This is a genomic window from Bacteroides sp. AM32-11AC, assembly GCF_003603515.1.
Lineage (GTDB): Bacteria > Bacteroidota > Bacteroidia > Bacteroidales > Bacteroidaceae > Bacteroides > Bacteroides uniformis.
The window spans coordinates 188400-202555 of sequence record NZ_QTNH01000004.1 but is presented as its reverse complement, the minus strand read 5'-3'; the positions used below and the strand labels follow the sequence as shown (position 1 = coordinate 202555).

The window sequence follows — 14156 nt, the reverse complement described above, 5'->3', positions numbered from 1 at the left end:
CAATCGTCTTATAATTAAGACTTTATCACTTTTCTCAGAAAAACTACTCCCAAGCACCTTTTTTCTTTGGCTACATAGTTTTTAATCCTCACCTTTGCATCGTTGATCAACGAAACGTGTGAATAGGAAAACGAATTTAAATCTCTAAAGAAAAAAGTATGAGTGTAATTTTCAGGACGGTGGAGAGACCGTCGGACCCCAGGGTTGAAAACTCTCCCAAGAAGTATTATCCGCAGTTGGTAACATTGGGGCAAAGCGTGGATTTGGCGTTTATTGCACAGAAGATGCAGGACCGCTCTTCTCTGTCTATCGGTGACATCAAGAGTACGATGCAGAACTTTGTGGAAAAGCTGAAAGAGCAGTTGCTGGAAGGAAAGACGGTTAATATAGCCGGGCTGGGTGTCTTTATACTGGCAGCCAAATCGAAAGGTGAGGAAAAGGCTGATGACGTGACAGCCAAGAGTGTGGAGAGCGTCCGTATCTGTTTTCAGGCGAATAGGGAACTGAAGATATCGAAGGCTGCTACCCGTGCTGGAGAAAGGCTGGATTTGGTGAGTTTGGATGATTATCTTAAGGGGAAGACTTCTACAGATGGCGGCTCCGGTTCGGAAGGAGGAGGTTCGGATTCGGATGGAGACCAAGGTGAGAATCCACTGGGATAACAGTAGCTATGAATTATTAATCAGATAATGGATAATCTTTATGAAGAAAACGTGGAATGTGATTTTGAAACTTATTATTGCCGTAGCGAGTGCTGTGGCAGGTGTGATTGGCGGACAGACAATGATGTTTTAGTCCGATAGGATTTGATAAATAAAAAATGAGAAGAGCTGCTGGCAGGAAATCTGTCGGCAGCTCTTTTTTTAATCCTTGTATGCTTCTTCGTGTACCCCCGCTACTGCTCGTCCGCTGGGGTCGTTCTTTCCTTGGAAAGAGGCGTCCCATGCCAGCGCTTCGGCGGTGGAGCATGCCACACTGGGTACGCTGGGAACACTCCGGGCTGCGCTTTCACTGGGGAAATGCTCTTCGAAGATGGTGCGATAGTAATACTCTTCCTTATTTTGCGGGGTATGTATCGGGAAGCGTTCGGCGGCATGTGCCATCTGTTCGTCGCTGACGGCAGCGGCAGTGACGGCTTTCAGCGTATCAATCCAACTGTAGCCCACACCGTCGGAGAACTGTTCTTTCTGCCGCCAGGCAACGCTCTGGGGGAGTATGTCGGCAAAGGCTTCGCGGACTACTTTCTTTTCTATCTCCTTGCCGGGGCACATCTTGACTGCCGGATTGATGCGCATGGCAACATCCAGGAATTCTTTGTCGAGGAAGGGGACACGTCCTTCTACTCCCCAGGCTGCAAGGCTTTTGTTGGCACGGAGGCAGTCGTACAGATGCAGTTTGGAGAGCTTGCGCACGGTTTCTTCGTGAAAGGCTTGCGGGGTGGGCGCCTTGTGGAAGTAAAGGTAACCGCCGAACACCTCGTCTGCACCTTCGCCGCTGAGTACCATCTTGATGCCCATGCTTTTGATGACACGTGCCAGCAGATACATGGGGGTGGAGGCGCGGACAGTGGTTATGTCGTAAGTCTCAATGAAATAGATGACGTCGCGGACAGCATCGAGGCCTTCCTGAACGGTATAGTTTATCTCGTGATGCACGGTACCGATATGACGGGCCACTTCGCGGGCTTTAATCAAGTCGGGAGCACCCTTCAAGCCGACGGCGAAGGAATGGAGCTGCGGCCACCAGGCATCTGCCTTGTTGTCTGTCTCGATGCGTTTGGCGGCATATTTCTTGGCGATGGCAGAGATGACGGAAGAATCGAGTCCGCCACTGAGCAGGACACCGTAGGGGACGTCGGACATCAACTGGCGCTGTACGGCGGCTTCAAGTGCGTCGTGCACAGCCGTGACTTGTGTGCTGTAGGCTGTCCGGCCTATCGAAGCCGGCGCGGCATTACGTTCGGCGGCAGGAGTGTAGTTGTCCTTCACAGCGGCATAGTCCATCCAGTCGCGGGTGTACCAGCGGTGCATCTTGCCCTCGCGCCCACGGTAGTAGTGGCCGGGAAGGAAAGGCTCGTACTCGTCGCAGAAACCCTCAAGGGCTTTCAGCTCACTGCCGAAGTAGATGTGTCCGTCTTTGTCGCGTCCTATATAAAGGGGGATTACGCCGATGGGGTCGCGGGCGATGAGGTAATCGTCCGTTTCTTCATCATAGAGGGCGAAGGCGAAGATGCCGTTCAGCTCTTCGAGGAAGCGGATGCCTTTGTCTTTGTAAAGGGCAAGGATGACTTCGCAGTCGGAACCTGTCTGGAAGGCGTATTTTCCGGCATAGCGGGCACGGATGTCGCGATGGTTGTAAATCTCGCCATTGACGGCAAGCACCTGTTTGCGGTCGGGTGAATATAAGGGTTGTCCACCGGATTCCGGGTCGACAATGGAGAGGCGTTCGTGGGCGAGGATGGCGGAGCCGCCTACGTAGATACCACTCCAGTCCGGTCCGCGATGACGGATTTTCTGCGCCATCCGTAGCACTTTGTTTCTCAACTCAGGAGTTTGAGACTGTATGTTGAAGATTCCTGCTATTCCACACATGAGAATTAAAAATTAAAGGTTAAAAATTAAAGAAAGGGAAATCATTTCTTGTTTTCTTTTAGAGGTTCGAGGTAACGGTCTATTTCTGTTGCCACTCGTCGTCCGTCGGCCAAGGCACGTACTACGAGGCTGGCGCCGTGGGCGGCATCGCCTGCCACGAATACGTTCTCTGCAAACTTCGGTTGCTCGGGCTTGAGGAAACCCATGGCAAGAAGCACCATATCGGCTTCGATGACCTCTTTCTTACCCGTAGATTTCATGGTAGGGCGGTTACCGTCTGTTGCCGGAAGCCACTCCACTTCTTCCACTTCCACACCGCATACCTTGCCATTCTTCCCGATGAACCGGGTAGAGGCGAGGGACCATCGACGGGTACAGCCTTCTTCGTGGCTGCTGGTGGTTTTCAGTACGACGGGCCATTGCGGCCAGGGAGTATCCGGGTTGTGTCCTATGGGCGGTTGGGGCATGATTTCAATCTGGGTTACGCTGACGGCTCCCTGGCGAATGCTGGTGCCTATACAGTCAGACCCGGTATCGCCGCCGCCGATGACGAGTACCCGTTTGCCGCGGGCGTTGACGAGTTGGTCTTTCGGGAAGGTATCTCCATCCAGAATATGGTTCTGCTGTGCCAGCATGTCGAGGGCAAAGTAGATGCCTTTCAGCTCCCTGCCCGGAATGGAGAGGTCGCGGGCGGTGGGCGTACCGGTACAAATGGCGTAGGCATCAAATCCGGCAGGCAGTTTCTGTACATCGACATGGACTCCCATCTTGAACAAGATTCCTTCGGCCTCGAGGATTTTCATGCGGCGGTCGATGACGGCTTTGTCCAGCTTGAAGTTGGGGATGCCATAGCGCAGCAGTCCTCCCGGCATCGGTTTGCTATCGAATAGGGTAACTTCGTAACCTTTGGCGTTCAGCCGTACGGCAACGCTCAATCCGGCAGGGCCGGCGCCGATGACGGCTACTTTCTTTCCGTTGCGTTCGGGCTGGAGGGGGGTGATGTAGCCCTCGCGAAAAGCAGCCTCGGCGATGGCGGCTTCGTTCTCGCGGATAGTGACCGGTTCGTTGCACGAGAGTTTCAGTACGCACGACTTCTCGCAAAGGGCAGGGCAGATGCGTCCCGTAAATTCCGGAAAATCATTCGTACTGTTCAGTATTTGATAGGCTTCGCGCCATTTGCCCCGGTAGAGCGCGTCTTGGAATTCCGGGTCTTTATTGCCCAGCGGACATGCCCAGTGGCAGAAGGGTACGCCGCAGTCCATACAGCGCGAGGCCTGGAGTTTGCGGTCGTGGCTGTTCAGTGTCTGTTCCACTTGGCTGAAGTCTGTGATACGTTCGTGTATCGGACGGTAACCCGCCTCTTGGCGGGGGATATTGAGGAATGCTTTTGGATCTCCCATGATGAACAAATTAAAAAGTTAAAGAATTAAAGAATGAAAGGGGAATTTCCTCAGTCTTTCATTCTTTCATTATTAATTCGCGATTCAATAATCGCGTTGCATTTCTGCAATCTTCTGTTGCAATTTCTGCATCTGCTCCTCTTGCAGCACTTTTTTGTATTCGATAGGGACTACCTGGATGAACTGGTCGGCATAGCGTGGCCAGTCATCGAGCATGGTGCGTGCCAGTTTGGAACCGGTGTACAGGTAGTGCTGGCGGATGAGCTCGTGCAGTTCCTTGCGGTAGGAGGCCTCTTCGATGAGGCTCAGTTCTACCATTTCCATGTTGCAGAAATAGTCGAAGTTGCCGTCCCGGTTCCATACGTAGGCCACACCGCCGGACATGCCTGCGGCAAAGTTGCGTCCCGTCTGTCCGAGTACTACCACGCGCCCGCCGGTCATATACTCGCAGCAGTGGTCGCCTACACCCTCCACTACGGCTGTGGCACCGGAGTTGCGGACGGCAAAGCGCTCGCCTGCACGGCCGTTGATGTAAACTTCACCGCTTGTGGCGCCATAAAGCAGGGTGTTGCCTGCAATCGTGTTTTTCTCCGCCTCGAAGTTGCTCCGTACCGGGGGCAGGACGGCGATGCGTCCGCCACTCAGACCTTTGCCCAGATAATCGTTGGCCTCGCCTTCCAGCTTGAAGTTGACACCCGGGACAAGGAATGCCCCGAAACTCTGCCCGGCGGAGCCTTTGAACTTCACGTTCAGCGTATGTTCGGGCAGCCCTTTTTCTCCGTATTTTGCGGCAATGACACCAGAGAGCATGGCGCCGCAGGCACGGTCGGTATTGGCGATGGTGTACTCCAGCGAGATTTCCTTCTGGTTTTCTACGGCTTCGGCGGCGGCATGTAGCATCTCTACATCTTTCACATGGTCGATGCCATGCTGTTGGTCGGTGACGTGGCGGATGGCGGCTTCATTGTCTACGCGTGCCAGTAGTTTGTCGAAGCTTATCAACTGATGTTTCCTGATTCCGTCATCCGGCTTGCGGACGATAAGGTCTGTGCGTCCAATGATGTCATCCAGGCGTTCCACACCGATTTCCGCCAGGTATTCGCGTACTTCCTGCGCCAGGAACGTGAAGAAGTTCACCAGATACTCGCTGCGTCCGCGGAAGCGTTTGCGCAGTTCTTCGTTCTGTGTCGCCACCCCTACGGGGCAGGTGTTCTGGTGACATTTGCGCATCATTACGCAACCCAGTACAATCAGGGCACTGGTGGCGAAACCGAATTCTTCGGCTCCGAGCATTGCCATCAGTATGATGTCACGGCCTGTTTTGAGCTGTCCGTCCACTTGCAGCATCACTTGTCCGCGCAGGCCGTTCAGCACCAGTGTCTGTTGCGTTTCGCTCAAACCGAGTTCGGGCGAGATGCCGGCATAGCGGATGGATGATGCAGGAGAGGCTCCCGTACCGCCCTCTGCACCCGAGATGACTATCAAATCGGCCTTTGCCTTTGCCACACCGGCGGCAATGGTGCCCACACCGCTTTCTGCCACCAGCTTCACGCTGATTTTTGCCCGTGGGTTCACGTTCTTTAGGTCGAAGATGAGCTGTGCCAGGTCTTCGATGGAGTAAATGTCGTGGTGGGGTGGGGGGGAAATCAGCGAGATGCCCGGAATGGAGTGGCGTGTCTTGGCAATCACTTCATCCACTTTGAAGCCCGGCAGCTGCCCACCTTCGCCCGGCTTGGCGCCTTGGGCAATCTTTATCTGTATTTCGTCCGCATTCACCAGATATTCTGCGGTGACACCGAAACGTCCTGAGGCCACCTGCTTGATGGCGCTGCGCAGACTGGTGCCGTCTTCGCGCGGCATGAAGCGTGCCCGGTCTTCGCCTCCTTCGCCCGTATTGCTCCGGCCATGCAGCTTGTTCATGGCAATAGCCATGGCTTCGTGGGCTTCGCGGCTGATGGAGCCGTAGGACATGGCGCCGGTGACAAAGCGCTGTACGATGTTTTCTACCGGTTCCACCCGGTCTATGCTGATAGGAGCGCGGCGGAAGTCGAGGAAATCGCGCAGGAAGATGGGAGATTCCTTACTGTCTACCATGGCAGTGAACTCCTTGAATTTCTTATAGCTTCCCAGGCGTGTGGCAAGTTGCAGTGTGCTGATGGTTTCCGGGTTCCAGGCGTGCTTCTCACCATCCTTGCGGAAGGCATACAGTCCGCGGTTCGGCAATAGCTCCGCTTCCCCCTTCTTTTTAAGAACCTCCATCCCTTCCTTGTGGAAGGCGATGGCGTCGCGTGCCACTTCATCCAGGCGTATGCCTCCGATGCGTGAACTCAGTCCGCCAAAGTAGGCATTGCTCAACTCCTCGCTCAGTCCTACGGCCTCGAAAATTTTCGCGCCCCGGTAAGAACGGATGGTGCTGATGCCCATCTTGCTCATAATCTTGAACAAGCCTTTGCAGACGGACTTGATATATTTCTTTTCGGCAGTGGCGTAATCGAGCTGTATTTCCTTTTCGTTCACCAGTTTGTCGATGACGGCAAAAGCCATATACGGATTCAGTGCGCTGGCTCCGAAGCCCAGCAGCAGTGCGGCGTGCATCACTTCGCGGATTTCGCCGCTTTCTACAATCAGTGCCGTCTGCACCCGTTTGCCCACGGAGATAAGATGGTGGTGTACCGCCGACACGGCAAGCAGTGACGGAATGGCGGCATGGGCGGCGTCTACGTCGCGGTCGGAAAGCACGATGTAGTTCACTCCTTCGTTGACGGATTCTTCCGCCTGCTTGCAGAGGGTTGCCAATGCTTCCTGCAATCCCTGGCACCCTTTTGCCACTTCGAAGAGCAGGGGCAGTTTCACGGTCTTGAAGCCTTTGTACCGGATGTTGCAGAGAATATCCAGCTGGGCGTTGTTCAGGATGGGATGGTTCAACCTCACCATCTTGCAATGGTTTTCGCTGGGTGTCAGTATGTTCATGCCTACGGCTCCGATGTATTCGGTCAGCGACATTACCAGTTCTTCGCGTATCGGGTCGATAGGAGGGTTGGTGACTTGGGCAAACTGCTGGCGGAAATAGTTGTACAGTAGTTGCGGCTTGTCCGAGAGTACTGCCAGCGGGGTGTCATTGCCCATGGAGTTGATGGGTTCGGCACCGGTGGTACACATCGGGACAATCAGCCGTTCCACGTCTTCTTTGGAGTAGCCGAAGATGCGCAGCATGCTGTCGTAGTTCTCCACGCTATGGGAGACTTTGCGACCGCTTTTCAGTTCGTCCAGCTCGATGCGGTTGCCGGCCAGCCAAGTGCGGTATGGTTTGGCTTCGGCAAGTTGTTTCTTCAGTTCGCCGTCATAATATATTTCGCCTTTCTCGGTGTCTATAAGCAGTATCTTGCCCGGTTGCAGACGTCCTTTTTCCTTGATGTCTCCCGGCTCGAAATCCATCACGCCGACTTCGCTGGCCACTACCATCATGCCGCCCTGCGTAATCAGGTAGCGTGCAGGGCGCAGTCCGTTCCTGTCGAGCATGCCGCCTGCATAGCGCCCGTCGCTGAAAAGCAGTGCCGCCGGTCCGTCCCACGGCTCCATCAGGATGGAGTGGTATTCATAGAAAGCTTTCAAATCTTCGCTGATGGGATTCTTTTCGTTGAAAGATTCCGGCACAAGCATGGCCATGGCATGGGGCAGGCTCAGGCCTGACATGAGGAGAAACTCGAGTACATTGTCCAGCGAGGCACTGTCGCTCATGCCCGGTTGCACGATGGGGCGTATCTCCCGGATGTCTCCCAAGGCGGGAGAGGAGAGTACACTCTCACGGGCTTCCATCCAGCCGCGGTTGCCGCGGATGGTATTGATTTCGCCGTTGTGTGCCAGCAGGCGGAAAGGCTGTGCCAGTCCCCAGGTGGGGAAAGTGTTGGTGCTGAAACGGGAGTGCACCAATGCCAGTCCGCTGGTGAAGTAGCTGTTGGTGAGGTCGGGGAAGTAGTTGCGCAACTGCAAGGAAGAGAGCATGCCTTTGTAGACGATGTTCTTCGTAGAGAGCGAGACGATGTAGAAATCCTCGCGGGTGGGGATGTCCGACTTGCGTATTCTGTTCTCTATCCTTTTCCTTATTATATAGAGTCGGCGGTCAGCGGTTTCGCTTTCCGTAAATCCGGTGATGAAGATTTGCTTGATGTCCGGTTCGTTGGCAAGAGCCGCTTCTCCCAATATTTCGGGGCAAGTGGGCACATTGCGCAGATGCATCAGGGTCAATCCATCCTTTTCAATCTCTTCGATAATGACGCTCAAGATGGCAGCCTGGTCTTTTCCGTCTTTGGGAAGGAAAAGCAGGCCGGTGCCGTATTTTCCTTTCTCGGGAACGGGAATGCCCTGCAACAGAATGAATTCGTGCGGTATCTGCAGCATGATGCCGGCACCGTCTCCGGTTTTGTTGTCCGCCCCTTCCGCTCCACGGTGGCGCATGTTTTCCAGTACCTTCAATGCCGATTCTACCAGTTCATGTGATTTTCCTCCCTGGATATTGACCAGCATGCCTACTCCGCAGGCATCGTGCTCATGGGATGCCTCATACAAGCCCAACTGTTTGGGCTGTCGCTGGTAATCCTCTGCTTTTGTTTTGTTGTTAAAAAGTTCTTGTTTCATGATTATAAGCTTTCTTTATTGCTGTATAATATTGTTTGTGGTTTCAAAATGTTCGGCAAATATATGGTATTAATTGCAAAATGCTAATATGTATTCCTGCCTTCTTTCTTGCAAAATTCCTGCGATAGAAGATGAAGTTATGAATTGATAGAAAACACCCTCTGTTTTCTTTTAATCCTAAATCAAAATCAGACGGTTTGATTTGGATTTATAAATTGAGCCTTTTGCTTTTAAAATAATACTTTCTTTAACTTTTTGATGTAAAAACAACTTTTTTCTATTCTTTTGATAAATAAATAGTGGAAAGATTAACTTTATGTTCTTAAGAATATGTATATTTGCAACGCAAAATCAAATACTGATACATTATGTGTGGAATAGTAGGCTATATAGGTCAAAGGAAAGCCTACCCCATTCTTATCAAGGGTCTGAAGCGGTTGGAGTACCGTGGATATGATAGTGCGGGGGTAGCATTAATCAGTGATAACCGACAGTTGAACGTGTACAAAGCGAAAGGTAAGGTTTCGGAACTTGAAACTTTCGTTGCTCAAAAAGATATTTCCGGTAGCATTGGTATTGCACATACACGTTGGGCCACTCATGGAGAACCTTGTTCCGTCAATGCCCATCCCCATTATTCCTCTTCCGAACGCCTCGCCCTCATCCATAACGGCATTATTGAAAACTACGCCGTCCTTAAAGAAAAACTTCAAGCCAAAGGTTATGTATTTAAAAGCAGCACTGATACCGAGGTGCTGGTACAGCTCATTGAATACATTCAGGTGACAAACCATATTGACCTGCTGACGGCGGTGCAACTTGCCTTGCAGGAAGTGATTGGGGCGTATGCCATTGCGGTGCTCGACAAGGACAATCCGGATGGGATAATCGCTGCACGCAAGAGCAGTCCGCTGGTGGTGGGCATCGGTGAAGGAGAGTTTTTCCTGGCTTCGGATGCCACGCCGATTGTGGAATACACGGATAAGGTGGTGTATCTGGAAGACGAAGAGATTGCCCTCATCCGTCGGGGAGAGAAGCTGAAGGTTGTTAACCTGAAGAATGTGGAATGTCCGCACGAGGTAAAGACGGTAGCGCTCAATCTCGGCCAGCTGGAGAAGGGCGGTTATCCGCACTTCATGCTGAAGGAAATCTTCGAACAGCCCGGCTGCATTCACGACTGCATGCGCGGGCGTATCAATGTGGAGGGTACGAACGTGGTTCTTTCTGCAGTGATTGATTATAAGGAACGTCTGCTGGCGGCCAAACGCTTCGTCATCGTGGCATGCGGTACGTCATGGCATGCCGCCCTCATCGGCAAGCATTTGATTGAAAGCTTCTGCCGTATTCCGGTGGAGGTGGAGTATGCCAGTGAGTTCCGTTACCGCGACCCGGTGATTGACAGCAACGATGTGGTGATTGCCATCTCGCAAAGCGGTGAAACGGCCGATACGCTGGCTGCCGTGGAGCTTGCCAGAAACCGTGGGGCATTTATATACGGCATCTGCAATGCCGTCGGTTCCAGCATTCCCCGTGCCACGCACACGGGTTCCTATATCCACGTGGGACCGGAAATAGGGGTGGCATCCACCAAAGCCTTCACCGGGCAGGTAACGGTGCTTACCATGCTGGCCCTGACACTTGCCAAAGAGAAAAAGACGATGGACGAAGGGCAATACCTGGCAATTGTCAAGGAATTGGGACATATCCCCGACAAGATGAAGGAGGTCTTGAAACTGAACGACCGTATAGCGGAACTTTCCAAGATATTCACCTATGCACACAACTTTATCTATCTGGGACGCGGATACAGTTATCCCGTAGCCTTGGAAGGCGCCTTGAAGTTGAAGGAGATTTCGTATATCCATGCCGAAGGCTATCCTGCCGCCGAAATGAAGCACGGCCCCATTGCTCTGGTGGATGCCGAAATGCCGGTAGTGGTCATTGCCACCCGGAATGGGCTTTATGAAAAGGTGCTGAGCAATATCCAGGAAATAAAGGCGCGTAAAGGCAGGGTTATCGCCATTGTGACAAAGGGAGATACGGTCATCAGTAAAATAGCCGACACTTGTATCGAGCTTCCCGAAACAATGGAGTGCCTTGATCCGTTAATAACTACGGTACCTTTGCAACTGCTTGCCTATCACATTGCCGTGTGCAAGGGAATGGATGTGGACCAGCCGAGGAATCTTGCGAAGTCGGTGACTGTAGAATGAGGACATGTACAATTTACCATTTACAATGTACAATGGGGCTGCGCTTGGGAGGGGTAAATGTAAATGGTAATTGTATGCTATAATAAGGAAAAGAAAATTGTACACTTAAAATTGTACATTGTAAATGGTAAATTGTAAATAGATAGATGGAACAACTGAAGCATGAATGCGGCGTCGCCATGATACGCCTGCTGAAACCGCTGGAGTACTATGAAGAGAAGTACGGAACATGGATGTACGGACTCAACAAGCTCTATCTCCTGATGGAGAAACAACACAACCGTGGGCAGGAAGGTGCCGGACTGGCCTGCGTGAAACTGGAAGCCAGTCCCGGCGAGGAATATATGTTCCGTGAGCGTGCTCTCGGCTCGGGCGCCATTACCGAAATTTTCGGTACGGTGCAGGGTCACTTCAAGGACTTGACCAAGGAACAGCTGCATGATGCGGACTATGCCAAGCGTGTGCTGCCCTTTGCAGGGGAGGTCTATATGGGACACCTGCGTTACTCCACTACCGGAAAGTCCGGCATCTCGTACGTGCACCCGTTCCTCCGGAGAAACAACTGGCGTGCCAAGAATCTTGCCCTCTGCGGCAACTTCAACATGACGAATGTGGATGAAATCTTCGCACGCATTACCGCCATCGGCCAGCATCCGCGCAAATATGCCGATACCTACATCATGCTGGAGCAGTTGGGACATCGCCTCGACCGCGAAGTGGAGCGCCTCTTCAACCTTGCCGAAGCGGAAGGGCTGGCAGGCATGGACATCACCCGTTATATAGAAAACCACATCGACCTTGCCAACGTACTGCGCACTTCGAGCAAGGAGTGGGACGGGGGATACGTGATGTGCGGACTTACCGGAAGCGGAGAGACTTTTGCCGTACGCGACCCATGGGGCATCCGTACAGCCTTCTGGTATCAGGACGACGAGATAGCGGTGCTTGCCAGCGAACGTCCCGTGATACAGACAGCCCTTAATGTTCCTGTCGAATCCATCAAGGAGCTGCAACCCGGACAAGCCATGTTTATCAACAAGGCCGGCAAGGTGCGCACCGTGCAAATCAACAAGCCGCGCGAGGTGAAACCTTGTTCCTTCGAGCGCATCTACTTCAGCCGGGGCAGTGATGTGGACATTTACCGGGAACGTAAACTGCTGGGTGAGAAACTTGTACCCAACATATTGAAAGCCATCGACAACGATGTGGACCATACCGTCTTCTCCTTCATCCCCAATACGGCGGAAGTCGCCTTCTACGGTATGTTGCAGGGATTGGACGACTACCTCAACGAGGAGAAGGTGCAGCAGATTGCCGCCTTGGGGCATAGTCCCAGCCACGACGAACTGGAGCATATCTTGTCGCGGCGCATACGGAGCGAGAAAGTGGCCATCAAGGACATCAAGCTGCGTACCTTCATTGCCGAAGGAAACAGCCGGAACGACCTTGCCGCCCATGTGTACGACATCACTTACGGAAGCCTTGTCCCGGGAGTGGATAATCTGGTCATCATCGACGACTCGATAGTGCGTGGAACCACCCTGAAGCAGAGCATCATCGGCATCCTTGACCGTCTGGAGCCAAAGAAGATAGTCATTGTAAGCTCTTCACCGCAGGTACGCTATCCCGACTACTACGGCATCGATATGGCTAAGATGAGCGAATTCATCGCCTTCAAGGCTGCTGTGGAACTGCTGAAGGAGCGCGAGATGCGCGATGTAATTGCCGCCGCCTACCGCAAGTCCAAGGAGCAGGTAGGCCTGCCCAAAGAACAGATGGTGAATTACGTGAAGGAGATTTATGCTCCTTTCACTGATGAGGAAATCTCTGCCAAGATGGTGGAGCTTCTTACTCCGAAAGGGACGAAAGCCAAAGTGCAGATTGTCTACCAGCCTCTCGAGGGGCTGCATGAGGCCTGCCCCAAGCATCCGGGTGACTGGTACTTCAGCGGCGATTATCCTACGCCGGGCGGTGTGAAGCTGCTGAACAAGGCATTTATTGATTATATAGAACAAGTTTATCAATTTTAATTGAATCAATGAGAAATGTAACTCTAATCCTCGACGACGGGAGCCGCTTCCACGGCAAGTCGTTCGGCTTTGAAAAACCGGTAGCGGGAGAGGTGGTCTTCAACACAGCCATGACGGGTTATCCCGAAAGCCTGACCGACCCTTCGTATGCCGGACAGCTGATGACGCTCACCTATCCGTTGGTGGGCAATTACGGTGTGCCGCCTTTTACTCTCGAACCGAATGGGCTTGCCACTTTTATGGAGAGCGAGCATATCCATGCCGAAGCCATTATTGTAAGCGATTATAGCGAAAATTATAGCCATTGGAATGCGGTGGAAAGCCTCGGTGACTGGCTGAAACGCGAACAGATTCCGGGCATCACGGGCATCGATACCCGCGAACTGACAAAGGTGCTTCGCGAGCATGGGGTGATGATGGGACGTATCGCCTTTGATGATGAATCGGATGAAATGCCTGAGGCCTCTTATGCCGATGTGAATTATGTGGATAAAGTTAGCTGCAAGGAGGTTATCCGTTACAACGAAGGAACCGGTAAGAAGAAAGTGCTCCTTGTGGATTGCGGCGTCAAGCATAACATCATCCGCTGCCTGCTGAAACGTGACGTGGAAGTGATTCGCGTTCCCTGGGACTATGATTATACTGGGATGGAGTTCGACGGATTGTTCATCTCCAACGGCCCTGGCGACCCCGATACCTGCGATGCTGCCGTGCAGCATATCCGCAAGGCAATGCAGAACGATAAACTGCCCATCTTCGGCATCTGTATGGGAAACCAGTTGCTTTCCAAAGCTGGGGGCGCCAAGATATACAAATTGAAATACGGCCACCGCAGCCATAACCAACCGGTGCGTATGGTGGGTACGGAACGTTGCTTCATCACCTCACAGAATCATGGGTATGCCGTAGACAACAACACGCTAACAGAAGACTGGGAACCGCTTTTCATCAATATGAACGATGGTTCTAATGAAGGAATCCGCCACAAATGCAATCCCTGGTTCTCCGCACAGTTTCATCCCGAAGCTGCCAGCGGGCCGACGGATACGGAGTTTCTTTTTGATGACTTTGTGAAGTTGCTTTAGTAAGAGAATTTTATCAAGAATGGTTGCGTACGTAATCTCTTGATAATCAGTATGTAAAAGACGGTATAATGAGTCCCATACTGAATGTCATTCAGTCCCAGAGTGAATACCTTTCAGTCCTATACTGAATGCCATTCAATTAGTGACTGATTGTGTAAGGTAAGAGAAAGATAAGGTTTTATTACTACTATTACATTTTTAA

At 52.2% G+C, this 14156-nt stretch carries 8 protein-coding genes; 5 read left to right on the top strand and 3 right to left on the bottom strand.

The window, feature by feature from the left end; all coding sequences use genetic code 11:
- Positions 1 to 158: 158 nt before the first annotated feature.
- Positions 159 to 662, top strand: a complete 504-nt coding sequence (locus DW800_RS05990; RefSeq protein ID WP_005827604.1) for an HU family DNA-binding protein — start codon at positions 159 to 161, stop codon at positions 660 to 662.
- 40 nt (positions 663 to 702) lie between these two features.
- Positions 703 to 795 (top strand): smalltalk protein, encoded by a 93-nt coding sequence (locus DW800_RS19600; protein WP_005837261.1) that lies wholly within the window; start codon positions 703 to 705, stop codon positions 793 to 795.
- A gap of 68 nt (positions 796 to 863) precedes the next feature.
- Here the strand turns inward: DW800_RS19600 and asnB are convergent, their stop codons facing one another.
- The 3 genes from asnB to gltB form a co-directional block, all read right to left on the bottom strand.
- Complete coding sequence (gene asnB / locus DW800_RS05985; protein WP_117703281.1) at positions 864 to 2591, bottom strand: asparagine synthase B; 1728 nt, start codon at positions 2589 to 2591, stop codon at positions 864 to 866.
- 41 nt (positions 2592 to 2632) lie between these two features.
- Positions 2633 to 3991, bottom strand: a complete 1359-nt coding sequence (locus tag DW800_RS05980; RefSeq protein WP_035449289.1) for a glutamate synthase subunit beta — start codon at positions 3989 to 3991, stop codon at positions 2633 to 2635.
- Positions 3992 to 4075: 84 nt separating this feature from the next.
- Complete coding sequence (gltB, locus tag DW800_RS05975; RefSeq protein WP_373176924.1) at positions 4076 to 8629, bottom strand: glutamate synthase large subunit; 4554 nt, start codon at positions 8627 to 8629, stop codon at positions 4076 to 4078.
- A gap of 365 nt (positions 8630 to 8994) precedes the next feature.
- On the opposite strand from gltB, the gene glmS reads away from it, so the two are divergent.
- From glmS to carA, 3 genes are all read left to right on the top strand, one after another.
- On the top strand, positions 8995 to 10839 hold the full coding sequence (glmS, locus tag DW800_RS05970; RefSeq protein WP_055288634.1) for a glutamine--fructose-6-phosphate transaminase (isomerizing): 1845 nt from the start codon (positions 8995 to 8997) through the stop codon (positions 10837 to 10839).
- 146 nt (positions 10840 to 10985) lie between these two features.
- Positions 10986 to 12869, top strand: coding sequence for an amidophosphoribosyltransferase (locus tag DW800_RS05965; RefSeq protein ID WP_005837255.1), 1884 nt, complete (start codon positions 10986 to 10988; stop codon positions 12867 to 12869).
- Between the two features lie 8 nt (positions 12870 to 12877).
- Positions 12878 to 13954 carry a glutamine-hydrolyzing carbamoyl-phosphate synthase small subunit gene (gene carA / locus DW800_RS05960; protein WP_117990779.1) on the top strand — a complete coding sequence of 359 codons (1077 nt, stop codon included), beginning with the start codon at positions 12878 to 12880 and terminating at the stop codon, positions 13952 to 13954.
- The last annotated feature ends 202 nt before the right edge of the window (positions 13955 to 14156 follow it).

Excerpts from the sequence above, each read along its gene's own strand:
- DW800_RS05980 (WP_035449289.1), bottom strand. The coding sequence starts at position 3,991 with ATGGGAGATCCAAAAGCATTCCTCAATATCCCCCGCCAAGAGGCGGGT.
- DW800_RS19600 (WP_005837261.1), top strand. The coding sequence starts at position 703 with ATGAAGAAAACGTGGAATGTGATTTTGAAACTTATTATTGCCGTAGCG.
- glmS (WP_055288634.1), top strand. The coding sequence starts at position 8,995 with ATGTGTGGAATAGTAGGCTATATAGGTCAAAGGAAAGCCTACCCCATT.
- DW800_RS05990 (WP_005827604.1), top strand. The coding sequence starts at position 159 with ATGAGTGTAATTTTCAGGACGGTGGAGAGACCGTCGGACCCCAGGGTT.
- carA (WP_117990779.1), top strand. The coding sequence starts at position 12,878 with ATGAGAAATGTAACTCTAATCCTCGACGACGGGAGCCGCTTCCACGGC.
- asnB (WP_117703281.1), bottom strand. The coding sequence starts at position 2,591 with ATGTGTGGAATAGCAGGAATCTTCAACATACAGTCTCAAACTCCTGAG.
- DW800_RS05965 (WP_005837255.1), top strand. The coding sequence starts at position 10,986 with ATGGAACAACTGAAGCATGAATGCGGCGTCGCCATGATACGCCTGCTG.